This is a genomic window from Rahnella contaminans (genome assembly GCF_011065485.1).
GTDB classification, from domain to species: Bacteria; Pseudomonadota; Gammaproteobacteria; order Enterobacterales; family Enterobacteriaceae; genus Rahnella; species Rahnella contaminans.
In genome coordinates, this window is the sequence record NZ_JAADJS010000008.1 from 86883 (window position 1) to 107037 (window position 20155).

15 protein-coding genes are annotated in these 20155 nt (G+C 54.2%); 7 read left to right on the forward strand and 8 right to left on the reverse strand.

The window, feature by feature from the left end; all coding sequences use genetic code 11:
• Positions 1–32: 32 nt before the first annotated feature.
• The 5 genes from hslU to priA form a co-directional block, all read right to left on the reverse strand.
• Positions 33–1364, reverse strand: a complete 1332-nt coding sequence (hslU, locus tag GW579_RS22790; RefSeq protein WP_152325025.1) for an HslU--HslV peptidase ATPase subunit — start codon at positions 1362–1364, stop codon at positions 33–35.
• A gap of 12 nt (positions 1365–1376) precedes the next feature.
• Positions 1377–1907 (reverse strand): ATP-dependent protease subunit HslV, encoded by a 531-nt coding sequence (gene hslV, locus GW579_RS22795; protein WP_152325026.1) that lies wholly within the window; start codon positions 1905–1907, stop codon positions 1377–1379.
• A 115-nt stretch (positions 1908–2022) separates the two neighbouring features.
• Entirely contained in the window at positions 2023–2976 is a 954-nt protein-coding gene (gene ftsN, locus GW579_RS22800; RefSeq protein WP_152325027.1) for a cell division protein FtsN, read from the reverse strand.
• Between the two features lie 80 nt (positions 2977–3056).
• Positions 3057–4085 carry a DNA-binding transcriptional regulator CytR gene (gene cytR, locus GW579_RS22805; RefSeq protein ID WP_152325028.1) on the reverse strand — a complete coding sequence of 343 codons (1029 nt, stop codon included), beginning with the start codon at positions 4083–4085 and terminating at the stop codon, positions 3057–3059.
• 190 nt (positions 4086–4275) lie between these two features.
• Positions 4276–6471, reverse strand: coding sequence for a primosomal protein N' (priA, locus tag GW579_RS22810; protein ID WP_152325029.1), 2196 nt, complete (start codon positions 6469–6471; stop codon positions 4276–4278).
• 200 nt (positions 6472–6671) lie between these two features.
• On the opposite strand from priA, the gene rpmE reads away from it, so the two are divergent.
• Positions 6672–6884, forward strand: a complete 213-nt coding sequence (rpmE, locus tag GW579_RS22815; RefSeq protein ID WP_152325030.1) for a 50S ribosomal protein L31 — start codon at positions 6672–6674, stop codon at positions 6882–6884.
• 168 nt (positions 6885–7052) lie between these two features.
• Here the strand turns inward: rpmE and metJ are convergent, their stop codons facing one another.
• On the reverse strand, positions 7053–7370 hold the full coding sequence (gene metJ / locus GW579_RS22820; RefSeq protein WP_004392248.1) for a met regulon transcriptional regulator MetJ: 318 nt from the start codon (positions 7368–7370) through the stop codon (positions 7053–7055).
• Between the two features lie 329 nt (positions 7371–7699).
• Between metJ and metB the strand changes: the two genes are divergently transcribed.
• From metB to metF, 3 genes are all read left to right on the forward strand, one after another.
• A complete protein-coding gene (gene metB / locus GW579_RS22825; protein ID WP_152325032.1) occupies positions 7700–8860 on the forward strand; it encodes a cystathionine gamma-synthase in 1161 nt (386 codons plus the stop codon).
• A 2-nt stretch (positions 8861–8862) separates the two neighbouring features.
• Positions 8863–11298 carry a bifunctional aspartate kinase/homoserine dehydrogenase II gene (locus tag GW579_RS22830; RefSeq protein WP_152325033.1) on the forward strand — a complete coding sequence of 812 codons (2436 nt, stop codon included), beginning with the start codon at positions 8863–8865 and terminating at the stop codon, positions 11296–11298.
• A gap of 241 nt (positions 11299–11539) precedes the next feature.
• Positions 11540–12448, forward strand: a complete 909-nt coding sequence (metF, locus tag GW579_RS22835) for a methylenetetrahydrofolate reductase (RefSeq protein ID WP_152325034.1) — start codon at positions 11540–11542, stop codon at positions 12446–12448.
• 84 nt (positions 12449–12532) lie between these two features.
• Here the strand turns inward: metF and ppc are convergent, their stop codons facing one another.
• Together ppc and argE are read right to left on the reverse strand one after the other, a co-directional pair.
• A complete protein-coding gene (gene ppc / locus GW579_RS22840) occupies positions 12533–15178 on the reverse strand; it encodes a phosphoenolpyruvate carboxylase (protein ID WP_152325035.1) in 2646 nt (881 codons plus the stop codon).
• Positions 15179–15466: 288 nt separating this feature from the next.
• Positions 15467–16618, reverse strand: coding sequence for an acetylornithine deacetylase (argE, locus tag GW579_RS22845; RefSeq protein ID WP_165062032.1), 1152 nt, complete (start codon positions 16616–16618; stop codon positions 15467–15469).
• Positions 16619–16753: 135 nt separating this feature from the next.
• On the opposite strand from argE, the gene argC reads away from it, so the two are divergent.
• From argC to argH, 3 genes are all read left to right on the forward strand, one after another.
• Positions 16754–17758 carry an N-acetyl-gamma-glutamyl-phosphate reductase gene (gene argC, locus GW579_RS22850; RefSeq protein ID WP_165062034.1) on the forward strand — a complete coding sequence of 335 codons (1005 nt, stop codon included), beginning with the start codon at positions 16754–16756 and terminating at the stop codon, positions 17756–17758.
• Positions 17759–17888: 130 nt separating this feature from the next.
• A complete protein-coding gene (gene argB / locus GW579_RS22855) occupies positions 17889–18662 on the forward strand; it encodes an acetylglutamate kinase (RefSeq protein ID WP_152325038.1) in 774 nt (257 codons plus the stop codon).
• A gap of 83 nt (positions 18663–18745) precedes the next feature.
• Complete coding sequence (gene argH, locus GW579_RS22860; protein ID WP_165062036.1) at positions 18746–20122, forward strand: argininosuccinate lyase; 1377 nt, start codon at positions 18746–18748, stop codon at positions 20120–20122.
• Positions 20123–20155: the final 33 nt, after the last annotated feature.

Here is a 20155-nt window from a genome sequence, read left to right on the forward strand (position 1 = left end):
CCTGAAGATCACTTTCGGAACGTATGAGCAAATTATAAGATAAAACGGCTCAGATCTTCATCAGCTACCAGCTGATCAAGGTGGCTTCTAACATAATCTGCATCAATGTTTATGGAGATACCGTTGCTTTCGCTGGCGTCGTAGGAAATATCTTCCATCAGGCGCTCCAGAACCGTGTGCAGACGACGTGCGCCAATGTTCTCGGTGGTTTCGTTCACCTGCCATGCCGCTTCCGCGATACGACGTATGCCGTCAGCCGTGAAATCAATGGTCACACCTTCGGTCGCCATCAATGCTTTGTACTGATGAGTCAGGGATGCACTTGGCTCAGTCAGAATACGTTCGAAGTCTTCAGTCGACAGCGCCTGTAGCTCAACGCGGATTGGCAGACGCCCCTGCAATTCCGGGATCAGGTCTGACGGGCTGGCAGTCTGGAACGCGCCAGAGGCAATAAACAGAATGTGATCCGTTTTCACCATGCCGTGTTTAGTGGAAACGGTACAGCCTTCCACCAGCGGCAGCAGATCGCGCTGAACGCCTTCGCGTGACACATCCGGGCCTGAGCTCTGGCCGCGTTTACAGATTTTGTCGATCTCATCGATGAACACGATGCCGTGCTGTTCAACGGCTTCAATCGCCTGTTCTTTCAGCTCTTCCGGGTTCACCAGTTTCGCCGCTTCTTCTTCAACCAGCAGCTTGTAAGCTTCTTTGATTTTCAGTTTGCGCGGTTTCTGCTTCTGTCCGGCCATGTTCTGGAACATGGATTGCAGCTGATTGGTCATCTCTTCCATGCCCGGAGGGGACATGATTTCAACGCCAACAGGCGCAGCCGCCAGATTGATTTCGATTTCTTTGTCGTCGAGCTGGCCTTCACGTAATTTCTTGCGGAAGTTCTGGCGCGCGGCAGAAGGCTCGTGCGCTTCGTCAGCCTGGCCCCAGTTGTTTTTCGCCGGCGGGATCAGCACATCGAGAATACGTTCTTCGGCCATTTCTTCGGCGCGGAAGCGGTTCTTATCGATGGATTGCAGGCGCACCATTTTCACGGCGGCATCGGTCAGATCACGAATAATTGAATCTACTTCTTTCCCGACGTAGCCCACTTCGGTGAACTTAGTGGCTTCGACTTTGATGAACGGCGCATTAGCCAGTTTGGCCAGACGACGGGCAATTTCAGTTTTACCGACACCGGTCGGGCCGATCATCAGAATATTTTTTGGGGTGACTTCGTGGCGCAGCGCTTCATCAAGCTGCATACGGCGCCAGCGGTTACGCAGGGCGATCGCGACAGCGCGTTTCGCTTTATCCTGGCCAATGATGTAGCTGTCTAACTCGCTGACAATTTCGCGCGGGGTCATCTCAGACATAATTTTCGATCCTTACGCTTTAGAAGACAATTCTTCGAGGGTGTGGAAATGGTTGGTATAGATACAGATGTCACCGGCGATAGTCAGCGATTTTTCGACGATATCGCGTGCGCCAAGGTCTGAGTTTTCCAACAATGCGCGGGCTGCCGCCTGGGCATACGGGCCACCGGAACCAATCGCGATAAGGTCGTTTTCAGGCTGGATGACGTCGCCGTTACCACTGATAATCAGCGAGGCATTTTCATCCGCAACGGCCAGCAGCGCTTCGAGACGGCGCAGCATACGGTCGGTACGCCAGTCTTTAGCCAGCTCAACGGCGGCTTTCACCAGATGACCCTGGTGCATTTCCAGTTTGCGTTCGAACAGCTCAAACAGCGTGAAGGCGTCAGCGGTACCGCCAGCAAAACCAGCGATCACTTTGTCGTTGTACAGGCGACGTACTTTCTTGACGTTGCCCTTCATGACGGTATTTCCCAATGTGGCCTGGCCATCACCACCGATAACGACCTTGCCGTTACGGCGTACACTTACAATTGTTGTCACGAGCGGTTCCTCGTTGCAGACGGAAAAGATCCCCGCAGGCTTGTGGGACACTTCGCGTGTCTCACAAACTTACGGGGCATATTGAAAGTATAGATTGGGGAAGGATTACGGGTTTTCAACCCCCGGTTGCGACGGGAATGCAACCGGAGATGCCAGCGCCTTTGAGACGCGATAGTGTGCTGTCAGCACCAGAACGGCTGTTGTACGGGCCGATAACCACTCGGCTCCAGCCGCCACCGGTGGTGATTCGGCCTTCAAACCCTTCGAATGCCAGCTTGGCTCGCTGGGATTCCGCCTGATCGGCGCCTTTGAATGAACCGCACTGCACCATAAAGCGCTGGGTTTTTTCCTGCTCTTTCGGTTTCTCTGGCGCTGCCTGCGTGATTGCAGCCGGTTGCTGTGCTTTCGGTTGTTCTTTCGGCACTTCCCTGACCGGTTCTTTCACCTGTGGCTTAGGTTTTGGCTGAACAGGCTGCGTTTGCACCTGAGCCTGCGGCGCGCGTACCGGCTGCGTTTGCGGCGTGTACGTTGGCTGCTGAACCTGACGCGGCTGTGTCTGCACCGGCTGTTGCTGGGCATAAGTTGGCTGTTGTTGCTGAACCTGACGCTGCGTCTGAGCCGGACGCGTGGCGACCTGACTTGGGTCGTTATACGGCACTTCAGACAGCTGTGTTGGCGTCTGGCGCATATCGGCCTGCATTTGCTCGAGAAGCTGTCGCTGTTCCGGCGTCAGCTGAGTTTTGGATTCAACCTGACCGCCCGCCGTCGGTTCTGTCGGCGTGGTGACGCCCATCTGACGGTTTTCCAGCTCCTTGATATAACGCCAGCGTTCTTCAGGCTTAGGCGGCAATCCGTTACCCGGACGAACAACATGCGTCGGCAGTACCGCCGCTTCTTCATGTTTATTGTGCGCAATAAAATAGAGGCCACCGACAAACACCACCAGTACCGCAACGGCTAACACCACCATGGTTTTGGAGATCGTTGGGGAACTGCGTTTTTTACTCCGGCTGGTACTTTTCCGCCGCGCTCCTGAGCGCCCACGGCTTACATAGTCTCTTTGTGCCACTATCGTTTCGCTGTGTCGTGATGAATGAAGAAGTGCGTCATGTTACTTAACCCTGCATATATAACAAATCAAAAACTGACTCACGCTTTCGGGGCGGCCGTGCTTTGGCGTACGACCAGCTCACTATCAAGCAGAAGCGAACCGTTTTGTACCGGATTTCCCTGTAACTGCTCAAGTAATAATAACATAGCCTGACGACCAAGCTGGAATCTTGGCTGCGCGACGGTGGTCAGCGGAGGATCGGTAAACTGGCTGGCTTTGATGTCATCGAAGCCCACAACCGATAAATCCTGCGGAATACGTAAACCCATTTTCTTCGCCTGGAACATCGCACCAATCGCCATAATGTCGTTATGGCAGAAGATGGCCGTTGGCGGAGAAGGCAGCGCCATCAGTTCGCTCACCGCCCGCGCGCCGGATTCATAGGTAAAATCGCCCTGAGCGGTTAATGCGTTTTCGACGCTGATCCCGTTGCGGCGCAGCGCCTGCACATAACCTTGCGAGCGATACTGGCAAAGCGGCATGTGTTTCGGCCCTTCGATACAGGCAATACGCTGGTGGCCCAGATTCAGCAGATAATGCACCGCTTCAAACGCGGCAGTCAGGTTATCGATATGAACCGTCGGCAGTTCCAGTTCGGGCGCAAATTCATTGGCCATCACCATCGGCGGCAGGTTGCGTTGTTCTTCTTTGCTGGCATCGAAAGGTAAATCAGAACCGAGCAGCAACATGCCATCAATCTGTTTGGTGATGATCAGATTGATAAAGGTTTTTTCCTGCTGGTTTTGCTGAGCGCAGTCGCCAATCAGCACCAGATAACCGCTTTCGGCGGCGGTGCGTTCGATCCCTTTGATCAGATCGGCAAAAAACGGATCGCAGATGTCCGGGACGATCACCAGAATAGTTCGCGATTCATTGCGTTTCAGGTTTCGGGACAAGGCATGGGGAGAATATCCTACGGCCATGACAGCCTGATCGACCTTCTGACGGGTAGATGCGGAGACTTTCTCCGGGTTCATTAACGCGCGGGATACCGTTGCTGTTGAAACGCCTGCCTGTTCTGCCACATCTTTCATTGTCGCGGCGGGTAATTCTTTCTTGTGATCCAACGCATCTCTCCTTGCAACAGCATCAAACTGACACAACAACATCCACATTCCTCACCTGGCTACCCATGCTGTGTAGCTCATCACATTCTAAACAGAATGTGAGTAGGATTTGTTACCTAATTTGCATTAAAAGTGTGATGCAGATGCTTTTTTCGATCCATCACGCAGAAATCCTGACTATTTATGCGGATTAGCTATCGATCGGATCGACATCCAGCGTCCATTTCACTTTTTTAGCCTGCGGCAGGCTGGTAATCAGCGGTTGAGAACTTTTGATCAGATGCTGCAAAACGCGGCGGGAAGGATGCTGCAATAAGAGCTGCCAGCGGAAACGTCCGTTGCGCTTGGCCGCAAGCGCAGGCACCGGCCCTAAAATCCACAACGAATCATCTTTAAGCGGGCTGGATTCCAGCAGATTTCGCAACTGTTGCAGGAACAGCGCCGACTGCTGATTATCGTGGTCTTCTGAGCGGATCATAATGTGGCTGGTGTAAGGCGGCAGAAAGACGCTCTTGCGCTCGGCAAGCGTCTGTTTTGCGAATTCGTCGTAGCCTTGCTGCAACAGAACCTGCAACAGCGGATGTTCAGGATGATGCGTTTGCAGAACCACTTCACCTTGTTTGCCTGCACGACCGGCACGGCCTGAAACCTGAGTATAAAGCTGGGCAAAACGTTCTGCTGAACGGAAATCCGCCGAGAACAGCGCGCCGTCAACGTCCAGCAGCGAGACCAGCGTGACATCCGGGAAATGGTGGCCTTTCGCCAGCATTTGCGTGCCGATAAGAATACGCGCGCCACCACGATGGACTTCGTTCAGATGCTGTTCCAGCGAACCTTTACGGCTGGTAGTGTCACGGTCAATGCGGGTGATTGGCGTATCGGGGAACAACGGCGCCAGCTCGTTTTCCAGCTGCTCGGTGCCGACGCCGACTGACACCAGCTGCGTCGAACCGCAATGCGGGCACTGATGCGGCACGGCACGCTGGCTATCGCAATGGTGGCAGCGTAACTGGCGCTGGTTCTGATGCAGCGTGTAATAGTGGTCGCAGCGCTGACACTCAGCAATCCATCCGCATTCGTGGCAGAGCAGGGCAGGCGCATAGCCGCGGCGGTTGAGGAACAGCATGACCTGATTGTCCGCTTTAAGATGTTCCTGCATGCGCTGGATCAGCGGCTGGGAAAGCCCGACTTTCAGCTGCAACCCTTTTAAATCCAGCAAATTTTGCCGCGCGAGTTTGGCGTTACCGGCACGCTTGGTCAGCTTCAGCTGGCGATATTTGCCCAGTTCCACGTTGTGCAGCGTTTCCAGCGCAGGCGTTGCCGAGCCCATAATAATGGGGATGTTTTCCGCATGGGCGCGATATACCGCGAGATCCCGCGCGTGATACCGCCAGCCTTCCTGCTGCTTATAAGAGCTGTCGTGTTCTTCATCGATAATGATAACGCCCAGACGTGCAAATGGCGTGAACAGCGACGAGCGCGTGCCGATCACAATTCCGGCTTCGCCATTACGCGCCCGCAGCCACACTGAAAGTCGCTCGCTGTCGTTGAGACCGGAATGCAAAACATCGACCGGCGCGCTGAAACGTTCGCGAAAACGCGCGATGGTTTGCGGGGTCAGACCGATTTCCGGCACCATCACCAGCGCCTGACTGCCCTGCGCGAGAATATTTTCCAGCACGCTCAGATACACTTCGGTTTTACCCGAACCTGTTACCCCGGCCAGCAGCCAGGCAGAAAACTGCTGATCTTCACTGCGGATGGCTCCGACAGCGGTGGCTTGTTCGGTATTCAGGCGCAGGCGTTCGCCCACGACGGAGAAATCTTTGCGCCAGTCTTGTGTGGCAGGCGCGATGCTGCGTAAATCTGTCAGTCCTTTCGCCCGTAGTGCCTGCAAAGCAGTATCGGTCAGATCGAGGTCAGCAACCTGATGGCGATACAGCGGTTTTTGGATCAGTGCCGCCATCGCCTGTTGCTGTTTTGGCGCACGTTTCAGGCTGTCGAGCGGCGTGGCGCGCCCCTGTTCGGTGGCAAACCATTGCCAGAGCGGCGTCAGTTCAGCGGGTTTCCCCTGACGTAACAACACCGGCAGCGCGTGAAACAACACTTCGCCAATCGGGAAATGATAATAGTCGGCAGCCCAGAGCAGGATGCGCCACAGATCGGGCGTGAACAGGCTGGAAGAGTCGAGGACTTCACGCACGGGTTTCAGCTTATCCAGGCCAAATTCGCTCGAGTCGCTGACGCGCGTCACGATGCCAATGGCGTCGCGTTTACCGAAAGGCACACTGACCCGACAACCCTGAGAAACCTGCAATCCAGGCGGCAGGAGGTAATCGAAAGTACGGGCAAGTGGAACAGGTAACGCGACGTGGGCAACAGGCATTGTGGGTCCAGACTATAAAAAAATGACGAGATAGTGTACACTGTGTCCTTCGAAATGCATGAACATCATTGCGCGGTTCTCAGAGATTCTGTATGATTCGCCGCCTTTAGTGCATTTCGTACTAAAGCCTATCATCCACTACGCGTGGTGTCTGACGGAACAGGGTTGGATAGCGACGCGGCCTTAAGAAGAGGTTTTCCATGAAAAAAGGTATTCACCCTAAATACGTAGAAGTTACTGCATCTTGCTCATGCGGTAACGTAATCAAAACTCACTCAACTGTGGGTCACGATCTGAACCTGGACGTTTGTGGCGAATGTCACCCGTTCTACACTGGTAAGCAACGTGAAGTCGCTACCGGTGGCCGCGTTGACCGCTTCAACAAGCGTTTCAGCGTTCCAAGCAGCAAATAAGCTTACGCTTGAGAGCAAAAAAAGGCGCCTTTGGCGCCTTTTTTGTTGCCTGTCGTTTCACTTCCCGCCAGACAAAACCTTCAGTGATTCAAAACGTTCTATTGATCGCCCGCTCGTCAAAGCCCGCACAATGAATTGCACAGGGCTGTCAGAAAATCTCAGCGTTTCTCAATATTCCCAGGTATCAGGATCAACACCCAGTTCACGCATCAGGATCTTCGCCGCTTCCGGGATTTCGTCACTGCGTTCTTTACGCAGGTCTTCGTCATTCGGCAAAGGCTGACCGGTGAACGCATGCAGGAAAGCTTCACACAATAATTCACTGTTAGTCGCATGACGCAGGTTATTCACCTGACGACGGGTGCGTTCATCGGTGAGAATTTTCAGGACTTTCAGCGGAATGGATACCGTGATTTTCTTAACTTGCTCACTTTTCTTACCGTGTTCAGCGTAAGGGCTGACATATTCGCCGTTCCACTCAGCCATGGGACACCTTAAATTTATCAAAAAATAAAATACTGAAAACCGCGTGATTATGCCCGATTTTCACTGTTCTCACTAAATAAATGTCGTCATTTTACAGGGATACCTCACGATTTGCCCTGCGGCATTGTTCATTTTGTCGCCTTGCGCTTAATTGCTTCACGCAACGGATCTGCCGGACATCTTCATTAACGTCATAATTTTAGCGGGTATTGCTCTGTTGCTCAATCTATACGCAAAGAAGTTTAGATGTCCAGATGTATTGACGTCTATAATTCCGGGCGTTACTCTTTACACCCTCATCCTCCGCATTTCGTCAGGAAGAAACGACTATGACGCACAAGCAAGCCACCATTGCCGTGGGCAGTGGCCTGAACAATGATCAGCAATATGGTTGTGTAGTTCCGCCTATCGCCCTTTCCAGCACTTACAACTTTGAAGATTTCAATCAGCCGAGAGCCCATGACTATTCACGCCGCGGAAATCCGACGCGTGATATCGCTCAGCGTGCGCTGGCCGATCTGGAAGGCGGAGCGGGCGCGGTGCTCACCAGCAGCGGGATGTCCGCAATCCATCTGGTGTGTACGGTGTTTCTCAAACCTGGTGATTTGCTGGTTGCGCCGCACGATTGCTACGGCGGCAGCTACCGTCTGTTCGACAGCCTGAGCAAGCGCGGTGCTTACCGCGTGCTGTTTGTCGATCAGGGTGACCCGCAGGCGCTGGCCGAAGCGCTGAAGGAAAAACCAAAACTGGTGCTGATTGAATCCCCCAGCAACCCGCTGCTGCGCGTGGTCGATATCGAGGCGATTTGTGCGGCGTCTCACGCGGCTGGCGCGCTAACCGTGGTGGATAACACGTTCCTGAGCCCGGCGTTGCAAAACCCGCTGAAGCTGGGGGCGGATTTAGTTGTACATTCCTGTACGAAATATCTGAATGGGCATTCTGATGTGGTCGCCGGTACGGTAATATCTAAGACCGCAGAGCATGCAACTGAACTGGCGTGGTGGGCGAACAATATTGGTGTGACCGCCGCGGCATTTGACAGCTATCTGCTGTTGCGTGGCCTGCGCACGTTGACGGTCCGCGTAAAACAACAGCAGGAAAATGCGCTGGCGATTGTGGCGTATTTGCAAAAACAGTCGCAGGTCAAAAAGCTGTATCATCCGTCGCTGCCGGAAAACCAGGGGCATGAAATTGCCCGCCGTCAGCAACGTGGCTTCGGGGCCATGATCAGTTTTGAATTTAACGGAGATGAAGCACAGCTGCGTCATTTCCTGAAAGAATTGAAGTTATTTACCCTCGCAGAATCACTGGGAGGCGTCGAAAGCCTGATTTCTCATACGGCAACCATGACACACGCTGGCATGGCGCCGGAAGCGCGTAAAGCCGCCGGGATTTCTGACAGCTTGCTCCGTATTTCTGTAGGTCTTGAAGACAGCGAAGATTTGATTGCTGATCTGGAACACGCATTCCAGTCAGTGGCAACGAGGTAAGTATGAATGCAATAGCGGTTGCAGCGCCGGCGGGAAGCCGGCAGTTGCACAAATTTGGTGGCAGCAGCCTGGCTGACGTGAAATGTTATCTGCGCGTCGCAGGTATTATGGCTGAGTACGCAAAGCCGGGCGACATGATGGTGGTGTCGGCGGCGGGCAGCACAACCAACCAGCTGATCAGCTGGCTGAAACTGAGCCAGACCGACCGGCTTTCCGCGCATCAGGTTCAGCAGGCCTTGCGCCGGTATCAGAGTGATTTGATTTCCGGCCTGCTTCCGCCGGAAATGGCAGAACCGCTTATTGCTTCTTTTATTCATGACCTCGAACGTCTGGCTGTTTTGCTCGATGACAAGATGACCGATGCGGTTTACGCAGAAGTCGTCGGTCATGGCGAAATCTGGTCTGCACGACTGATGTCTGCTGTGTTGTGCAAAATGGAGCTGCCTGCCGCCTGGCTGGATGCGCGCGAATTTCTGCGTGCTGAACGCGCGGCTCAGCCGCAGGTGGATGAAGGGCGTTCTTATCCGCTCCTGCAACAGCTTATCGCGCAGCATCCTCAGCAATATCTGGTGGTGACCGGGTTTATCGCCCGCAGTGACGCCGGTGAAACCGTTCTGCTTGGCCGTAACGGCAGCGACTATTCCGCCACCCAGATTGGCGCACTGGCGAACGCCAGCCGCGTTACCATCTGGAGTGACGTCGCCGGGGTTTACAGCGCCGATCCCCGTAAAGTGAAAGATGCCTGCCTGTTGCCGCTGCTGCGTCTGGATGAAGCCAGTGAACTGGCGCGTCTGGCCGCACCGGTCTTGCATACCCGCACTTTGCAGCCGGTTTCCGGCAGCGATATCGATTTACAGCTGCGCTGTAGCTACAAACCGGAGCAGGGCTCGACGCGTATCGAACGCGTGCTGGCTTCCGGCACGGGCGCAAAAATTGTCACCAGCCACGATGATATTTGCCTGATCGAAATGGCTATTCCGTCTGCGCATGATTTTGCGCTGGCACAAAAAGATGTTGAGTTGCTGCTCAAGCGTGCGCAGATCAAACCGCTGTGTACCGGCGTGCATCCTGACCGCAATCTGCTGCAATTTTGCTATACCTCCGAAGTGGCGGGCAGCGCCTTGCAGGTGCTGGAAGATGCCGCATTACCGGGGCGCCTGACGCTGCGTGAAGGGCTGGCAATGGTAGCGCTGGTCGGTGCGGGCGTGTGTAAAAACCCGCTGCACAGCCACCGTTTCTATCAGGAAATGAAAGATCAGCCGATCGAATTCATCTGGCAGTCGGAAGACGGCATCAGCCTGGTGGCTGTACTGCGCGTCGGCCCGACCGCTCATCTGATTCAGGGGCTGCACAAAACCCTGTTCCGCGCTGAAAAACAAATTGGTCTGATGCTGTTTGGTAAAGGCAATATCGGTTCACGCTGGCTGGAACTGTTTGCCCGTGAACAAAAGAATATTTCAGCCCGCAGCGGTTTCGAATTTGTGCTGGCCGGTGTGGTCGACAGCAAACGCAGCCTGCTCAATTACGAAGGTCTGGACGCCAGCCGTGCGCTGGCCTTCTTCGACGATGAGTCTCAGACACACGACGAAGAATCGCTGTTCCTGTGGATGCGTGCGCATCCTTATGATGATCTGGTGGTGCTGGATGTCACGGCGAGCGCAGAACTGGCCGATCAGTATCTGGATTTCGCCAGCTACGGTTTCCATGTGATCAGCGCGAATAAACTGGCGGGCGCGTCGGATACCCATAAATACCGTCAGATCCGTGATGCGTTTTCCAAAACCGACAGCCACTGGTTGTATAACGCCACCGTCGGCGCCGGTTTGCCTGTCAACCATACGGTGCGCGATTTACGCGAAAGTGGCGACAGCATTCTGGCCATTAGCGGGATTTTCTCCGGCACCCTGTCGTGGCTGTTCCTGCAATTTGACGGCACGCTGCCGTTCACCGAACTGGTGGATTTAGCGTGGCAGCAGGGGCTGACTGAGCCGGATCCGCGTGATGATTTATCCGGTCAGGACGTGATGCGTAAACTGGTGATCCTGGCGCGTGAAGCGGGTTATGAAATCGAACCGACGCAGGTCCGTGTGGAATCGCTGGTGCCGGCCGGATGTGAAACGGGTTCCGTCGATCAGTTCTTTGAGGACGGCGAAGCGCTGAACCAGCAAATGCTGCAACGTCTGGAAGCCGCCCGCGAAATGGGGCTGGTGCTGCGTTATGTGGCGCGTTTCGATGCTAACGGTAAAGCGCGCGTTGGTGTCGAAGCGGTGCGAGAGGACCATCCTCTGGCCGCGTTGCTGCCATGCGATAACGTTTTTGCCATCGAAAGCCGCTGGTATCGCGACAACCCGCTGGTCATCCGCGGGCCGGGTGCCGGGCGTGATGTTACCGCTGGCGCACTGCAATCTGACCTTAACCGGTTGACTCAGTTGCTTTAATTACCCACCCCCTTCCGGCTACTGCCGGAAGGGGGCTTACAGACTTATCCTCATCTCTTCCTCTGCACTTTCCCCCAACATGAAATTCTTTCAATTTGAGTGAAGATTAATCACACGCATATGCATTTTTGCAGTTGACAGTTTTGCTCACTTCCTCCATTGTCTATCCATACGTTTAGACGTCTAGACGCTTACCATATAAGCCAATAATTAAAACGCAGTGATCCATGAGGTAGTGTTTATGAGCTTTTTCCACGCAAACCAGCGCGAAGCGCTGAACCAGAATCTGGCAGAGTTGCAGGGTCAGATTAACGTTTCTTTCGAGTTTTTCCCGCCGCGCACGAGCGAGATGGAAGATACGTTGTGGAGCTCCATCGACCGTCTCAGCAGCCTTAAGCCTAAGTTTTTGTCCGTGACCTACGGTGCTAATTCCGGCGAGCGTGACCGCACACACAGCATCATCAAAGGCATTAAAGAGCGCACCGGTCTGGAAGCGGCACCGCACCTGACCTGTATCGATGCCAGCCGTGATGAACTGCGTCAGATTGCGAAGGATTACTGGGAAAGCGGCATCCGTCATATCGTCGCGCTGCGCGGGGATTTACCGGCGGGCGGCGGTAAACCGGATATGTATGCCACCGATCTGGTGCATCTGCTGAAGGAAGTGGGTGATTTCGATATTTCCGTGGCGGCTTACCCGGAAGTTCACCCGGAAGCCAAAAGCGCACAGGCAGATTTGATCAACCTGAAGCGTAAAATCGACGCGGGCGCCAGCCGCGCCATTACACAATTTTTCTTCGACGTAGAAAGTTATCTTCGTTTTCGTGACCGCTGTGCGGGTCAGGGCATTGATGTTGAAATCGTGCCGGGCATTCTGCCGGTTTCCAACTTCAAACAGCTGACGCGTTTTGCCACCATGACTAACGTGCGTGTCCCGAACTGGATGAACAGTCAGTTTGAAGGGCTGGACGATGATGCGGAAACCCGCAAAATGGTCGGCGCAAATATCGCGATGGACATGGTGAAAATCCTCAGCCGCGAAGGCGTGAAGGACTTCCATTTCTACACCCTGAACCGTGCTGAAATGAGCTACGCAATTTGCCATACGCTGGGTGTACGCCCTGACATCGCCGTGCCGGTTCGTGCTTAAGTAAATAAGTAAACAATGTCCCGAATGCAGAAAGCAAAAAACCCGCGAATTCGCGGGTTTTTGTTTGGACGTTTTCAGCGATAACTAGCCGGTATTTCGCATACCTGCTGCCACACCGGCAATCGTCACCATCAGTGCCTGTTCGACATTCGCATCCTGCTTGCCGTCTTTTTCCAACTCACGTGAACGGTGCAACAACTCAGCCTGAAGTACGTTAAGCGGGTCGGTGTAGACGTTACGCAATGCGATAGATTCAGCAATCCACGGCAAATCTTCCATCAGATGATCGTCGTTGGAAATCGCCAGCACCACTTTGATATCGCCTGCCAGCTGCTCACGCAGTTTCGCGCCCAGCGGCCACAGTTCTTTTTCGACCAGACGCTGATCGTAGTATTCCGCCAGCCACAGGTCGGCCTTGGCGAACACCATTTCCAGCATACCGATACGCGTAGAGAAGAATGGCCAGTCGTGGCACATGGCTTCCAGCTCATCGCGTTTCCCGTCATCGACAACGGCCTGCAAACCAGCACCTGCGCCCAGCCAGGCTGGCAGCATCAGACGGTTTTGCGTCCAGGCGAAGATCCACGGAATCGCGCGCAAGCTTTCCACGCCGCCGTTGGCTTTACGTTTCGCCGGGCGTGAACCCAGTGGCAGTTTCGCCAGTTCCTGCTCCGGCGTTGCAGCACGGAAATAAGGCACGAAGTCTTTATTCTCGCGAATATAACCACGATACATTTTGCAGGAAACGTCAGACAGCTGTTCCATGATGTCCACCCAGGCTTTTTTCGGCTCAGGCGGTGGCAACAGATTGGCTTCCAGAATGGCGGAGGTATACAGCGCCAGACTGCTGATGGTGACTTCCGGCAGACCAAATTTGAAGCGGATCATTTCGCCCTGTTCGGTCACGCGCAGGCCACCTTTCAGGCTGCCCGGCGGCTGAGAGAGCAGCGCAGCTTGCGCTGGCGCACCGCCACGGCCGATAGAACCGCCGCGTCCGTGGAAGAGCGTCAGCGCGACACCGGCTTTCTCACAGGTTTTGATCAATGCGTCTTGTGCGCGGTACTGCGCCCATGAAGCTGCCATCACGCCCGCGTCTTTCGCGGAGTCGGAATAGCCAATCATCACCATTTGTTTGCCCTGAATGAAGCCGCGATACCAGTCGATGCTCAGCAATTGCTTCATTACATCGTCGGCGTTATTGAGGTCATCCAGCGTTTCGAACAGCGGCGCAACCGGCATCGGGAACGGACAACCGGCTTCTTTAAGCAGCAAATGCACGGCCAGAACGTCAGACGGCGTACGCGCCATGGAAATGACATAAGCGGCGATAGAGCCTTCCGGCGCTTCTGCAATCACCTGGCAGGTATCGAGCACTTCTTTGGTATCGGCGCTCGGTTCCCAGTGGCGTGGCACCAACGGGCGTTGTGAATTCAGTTCGCGGATCAGGAATGCCTGTTTGTCGGATTCTGACCAGCTTTCGTAATCGCCCAGCCCCAGATAACGGGTAATTTCAGCGATCGCGTCGGTATGACGGGTACTTTCCTGACGCACGTCGATACGCACCAGCGGCACGCCGAAACAGCGTACGCGGCGCAGGGTATCGAGCAACTGACCGTTCGCGATGATGCCCATATTGCAGGCCAGCAGCGACTGGTAACAGGCGTAAAGCGGTGCCCAGAGTTGTTCATTTTTCACCAGCAAATCATGAGGACGCGCAACGCGTTCGCCTTTCAGACGGGCTTCGAGATACACCTGCGTGGTGGTCAGCTGGGTACGCAGCTGTTTCATGATTTCGCGGTACGGCTCGAGGATATCCGCGCCACCGGCCCGCTCGCGAAGTTCCGGCGTACATTCGGTCATGGAGAGTTCGGAAACCAGCACAGCGACATCGCGCAGGAACAGATCGGTGGCTTTCCAGCGGCTCAGCAACAGAACGTGGCGGGTAATATCGGCAGTCACGTTCGGGTTACCGTCGCGGTCGCCGCCCATCCAGGAAGTGAAACGCACCGGCACGGCTTCCACCGGCATTTTGTAATTCAGTGATGTCTCAAGCTGCTCATTCAGTTCACGCAGGAAAGCAGGAACGCCTTCCCACAGGCTGTTTTCGACCACCGCAAAACCCCATTTGGCTTCATCAACCGGAGAAGGGCGGTTCTTACGGATTTCGTCGGTGTGCCATGACTGCGCAATTAACTGACGCAGGCGGCGCATAATTTGTTTGCGCTCGTAATCGGCCAGATCGTTATGGTCGAGTTGTTTGAGGCAATTATTCACTTCCACCAGTTTGTGGATAAGCGTGCGGCGGGCGATTTCCGTCGGGTGTGCGGTCAGCACCAGTTCGATAGAAAGCTGGTCAACGGCGTCACGCAATTGTTGTTCAGAGAGATTTTTGGATTTCAGACGATCGAACAATTGTGCCAGAGCTTCAGGGTTGCTGGCTGCCTCGCCGTGTGGCGAAATGCTGTGATATTGCTCGGCTACGTTGGCTAGATTAAGGAACTGGCTGAAAGCACGGGCAACGGGCAACAACTCATCATTCGAGAGATTTTGCAGCGTTGACAGCAATTCCTGACGATCTGCATCATTTCCTGCACGTGAGGATTTGGACAACTTACGGATTTTTTCAACACGATCCAGGATATGTTCTCCCAACGTATCTTTGATCGTGTCGCCCAGCAATTTACCTAACATACTGACATTACTTCGCATTGCGGAATATTGTTCGTTCATATCACCTCTGACCCGTTCTCTCGTTTGATTTTTATATTCTGTAAATAACTTTCACCCGTCAGGCATTCATGCCCCGTTCACCCGCCAACCTGGCCATACTTTTTAAATACCGCACCTGTTTTAACCCAAAAACACCCGATCACTCACGTTAAAAATGGTCTTTTTGGCGATGTCGCTGAAATTTAATTACAACCGCGACGATATCAGTTTGGCTAATCCATCATTTGTACAGTATCAAAGGGCGCCCGGAAGCGCCCTGATTGTTTCTTCATCAACCCTGATTCAGGATCAGTGATAACAGAAGTGATGAACGACCTGAGAAATCAGCTCACGTGTCGGTTTTATGAACGCGGTATCAATATATTCATCTGGCTGGTGCGCCTGATCGATAGAACCCGGCCCCAGAACCAGCGTCGGACACAGTTCCTGAATAAATGGCGCTTCGGTGCAGTAGTTAACGATTTCCGTTTCCACGCCCAGAAGCTTTTCGACCACCTGAACCAGCGGGTGATCCGGCGGGCATTCATAGCCCGGGATCGGCGGATGCAGTTCTTCGATAGCTAGACGGCCCGGCCAGCGCTGGCTGACAGGCTCCAGCGCTTCGTTGAGCAGACCGTTGATATCAGCCAGTGTCAGGCCCGGCAGCGGACGAATATCCATGTGCATCTCGCAGCAGGCGCAAATACGGTTTGGCGCGTCGCCGCCGTTGATATAACCGAAGTTCATGGTCGGATACGGGATCACAAAACCACTGTGGTTGTAACGGGTTTTCAGCGTATTGCGCAGCGTCATCAGATGGGTAATCGACTCGTGCATCAGCTCGATGGCGTTCACGCCGCGCGACGGATCGCTGGAATGGCCGGACTGACCGGTGATGCGGATGGCATTCGACAAATGACCTTTGTGCGCACGAACCGGTTTCAACGAGGTCGGTTCGCCGATGATTGCGCAGTCCGGACGAATTTTCGCATTTTTGGAAAAGTAGCTGGCACCGGCCATCGTTGTTTCTTCATCCGCCGTCGCTAAAATATACAGCGGTTTAGTCAGTTTGGTCAGATCAACATCGCGCAGTGAATCGAGGATAAATGCGAAGAAACCTTTCATGTCGGCAGTCCCCAAACCATAGAGCTTATTTTCATGCTCGGTGAGGGTGAAAGGATCGCGTGTCCAGCGTCCGTCATCGAACGGAACGGTGTCGGTGTGACCAGCCAGCAGTAAGCCGCCGGCACCTTCGCCGGTACTGGCTAACATATTGAATTTATTGCGCGTACCTGGGACGGGCTGTACTTCAACTTTGAAGCCTAAATCACCGAACCAGCCTGCCAGTAAATGGATTAGCGTCTCATTGCTCTGGTCCAAAGCAGCGTCCGTTGCGCTGATGGAAGGGGTTGCGATTAACGCCCGATAGAGCTCAATAAAAGGAGGTAATTTCATCTTCACTGTTGACAGCCTTTAGTTAGGGTAGTATTCATATTCATGCAATAATTGTGAATAAAAATACAATAAGCCAGTGCGTAAGGAAACCAGAATAATTATCCGGCTCCTTACCCAAAATTGAGAAGGTGAACAGACCCTATGTTGAATACGCTGATTGTTGGTGCCACAGGTTATGCCGGAGCCGAACTCGCGGCTTATCTGAACCGCCACCCACATATGAACATAACCGGTTTAACGGTTTCAGCGCAAAGTGCAGATGCAGGAAAATTGCTTTCCGATTTGCACCCTCAATTGAAAGGCATCGTCGATCTGCCTGTTTTGCCGCTCAAAGACGTGGCGGAAGCAGCGAAAGGTGTCGATGTGGTGTTTCTGGCAACCGCGCATGAAGTCAGCCATGACCTGGCCCCGCAGTTTCTGGCGGCGGGTTGCGTGGTGTTCGATCTCTCGGGAGCTTTCCGCGTCAGCAAACCTGAGTTTTACACCGAATTCTACGGTTTCGAGCATCAGCATCTCGATTTGCTCGATAAAGCCGTGTACGGCCTGGCCGAATGGCAGGCTGACAAATTAAAAGATGCGCAGCTGATTGCTGTGCCAGGTTGTTACCCGACCGCTTCTCAGCTGGCGCTGAAACCGCTTATCGAAAACGGTTTGCTCAATGACAGCCAGTGGCCGGTGATCAACGCCACCAGCGGCGTCAGCGGTGCAGGCCGCAAAGCCACGCTGGGCAACAGCTTCTGTGAAGTCAGCCTTCAGCCGTACAAACTTTTTAGCCATCGCCATCAGCCGGAAATCGCCGAGCATCTTGGCGTGCCGGTCATTTTCACGCCGCATCTGGGTAACTTCCCGCGCGGTATTCTGGCGACTATTACATGCCGTCTGAATGCAGGTGTGACGGAGGAGGATGTGGCAGAAGCTTTCCACAATGCGTATCACGACAAACCGCTGGTGCGTCTGTACACCAGGGGCGTTCCGGCGCTGAAAGACGTGGTCGGCCTGCCGTTCTGTGATATCGGCTTCGCGGTGAAAGGCGAACATCTGATTGTGGTGGCGACGGAGGATAACGTGCTGAAAGGCGCTTCCGCGCAGGCTGTGCAGTGCATGAATATCCGCTTTGGCTTCCCGGAAACGCAATCCCTGCTTTAACAATCCTCAGATTGTCAGCAAACAGAAAACACGCGTCCCTGAGCGTTTATTCAGACGTTCAGGGATGGTAGATTAAATTAAACGCATTGTTATTAATTAACATTCTCAACCGGTCGGGGCGCGAACAGCTATGAATCCGTTAGTCATCAAGTTAGGTGGTGTGTTGCTGGATAATGAAGAAGCACTTGAGCGCCTGTTCATGGCGGTCGTGGCTTATCGTCAGGAATATCATCGCCCGCTGGTGATCGTTCACGGTGGCGGCTGCCTGGTTGATGAGCTGATGAAAAAGCTGAATCTTCCTGTCGTGAAAAAAGCCGGTCTGCGTGTGACGCCGGCCGATCAGATTGACATCATTACCGGCGCACTGGCGGGCAGCGCGAACAAAACCCTGCTGGCGTGGGCGGTGAAAAACCACATTAATGCCGTTGGCCTGTCTCTGGCAGACGGCGGTACGGTCAGCGTAACCCAGCTGGATGAATCTCTGGGCTTCGTGGGTAAAGCCGAAGCGGGCAATCCGGCGCTGATTAACACTCTGCATGGTGCAGGTTATCTGCCGATTGTCAGCTCAATCGGTATTACCGCTGCGGGCGAGCTGATGAACGTTAACGCGGATCAGGCAGCGACGGCGCTGGCAGCCACGCTGGGTGCAGATCTGATCCTGCTATCTGATGTCAGCGGCATTCTCGATGGCAAAGGCCAGCGCATTCCGGAAATGAGTGCAGAGAAAGCCGAACAGCTTATCGAGCAGGGTATTATCACCGACGGAATGATCGTCAAAGTTCACGCCGCGCTGGACGCCGCACGTTCTCTAGGCCGTCCGGTGGATATCGCCAGCTGGCGCCACGCCGAACAATTACCGGCACTGTTTAACGGCGTTGCCATCGGCACACGTATTCTGGCGTAACGCAACGGCGGCGCATTCGGTATACGCTTTTCAAGGGCGCAGCATAGTGCGCCCTTTTGCATAATTAATTCAGGAGCAGGAAAATGGCACTTTGGGGCGGACGTTTTACTCAGGCAGCAGACCAGCGGTTTAAAGAACTCAATGACTCACTGCGTTTCGATTACCGGCTGGCAGAACAGGATATCGTGGGCTCGGTTGCCTGGTCCAAAGCGCTGGTGACCGTCAACGTATTAACTGCTGACGAGCAAATCCAGCTGGAAGAAGCCCTGACCGTTTTACTGGAAGAAGTCCGTGCCAATCCCCGCGCTATTTTAGCCAGCGACGCTGAAGATATTCACAGCTGGGTCGAAGGCAAACTTATCGATAAAGTCGGCAATCTTGGCAAAAAACTGCACACAGGCCGCAGCCGTAACGATCAGGTCGCAACCGACATTAAACTGTGGTGTAAAGCGCAGGTCGTCGAACTGGGCGACGCGTTACATCATTTACAACAGGCGCTGGTCGCGACGGCCGAAGCCAATCAGGACGCCGTGATGCCGGGTTACACCCACCTGCAGCGCGCGCAGCCGGTGACTTTTGCGCACTGGTGTATGGCGTATGTGGAAATGCTGGCGCGTGATGAAAGCCGCCTGAAAGATACACTGACTCGTCTGGACGTCAGCCCGCTGGGTTGTGGCGCACTGGCCGGTACCGCTTATCCTATGGATCGCGAACAGCTGGCAGGCTGGCTGGGATTTGCCTCTGCGACCCGTAACAGCCTCGACAGCGTGTCTGACCGCGACCACGTGCTGGAACTGTTGTCCAACGCCGCCATCAGCATGGTTCACCTTTCCCGTTTCGCCGAAGATCTGATTTTCTTCAACACCGGCGAAGCGGCGTTTATTGATTTGTCCGACCGCGTGACGTCCGGCTCTTCCCTGATGCCGCAGAAGAAAAACCCGGATGCGCTGGAGCTGATCCGTGGCAAATGTGGTCGTGTGCAGGGCGCACTGACCGGCATGATGATGACCATGAAAGGCCTGCCGCTGGCGTACAACAAAGACATGCAGGAAGACAAAGAAGGGCTGTTCGACGCGCTCGATACCTGGCTGGATTGCCTGAACATGGCATCTCTGGTACTGGACGGGATTCAGGTGAAACGTCCGCGTGCAAAAGAAGCCGCGCAGCAGGGTTACGCGAATTCTACCGAACTGGCGGATTATCTGGTTGCCAAAGGCGTGCCGTTCCGTGAAGCGCACCATATTGTGGGTGAAGCGGTGGTCGAAGCGATTCATCAGGGCAAAGCGCTGGAAGAATTGCCGCTGGCGGATTTGCAGAAATTCAGCAGCGTGATTGGCAATGACGTTTACGCCATTCTCGAACTGCAATCCTGTCTTGATAAACGTGCGGCCAAAGGTGGTGTTTCTCCGCAGCAGGTGGCGCAGGCCATTGCGGACGCGAAAGCGCGTTTGGGTTTTTAAGCCTTCCGGCTTCTCCCCCTGTGAAGGGGGAGA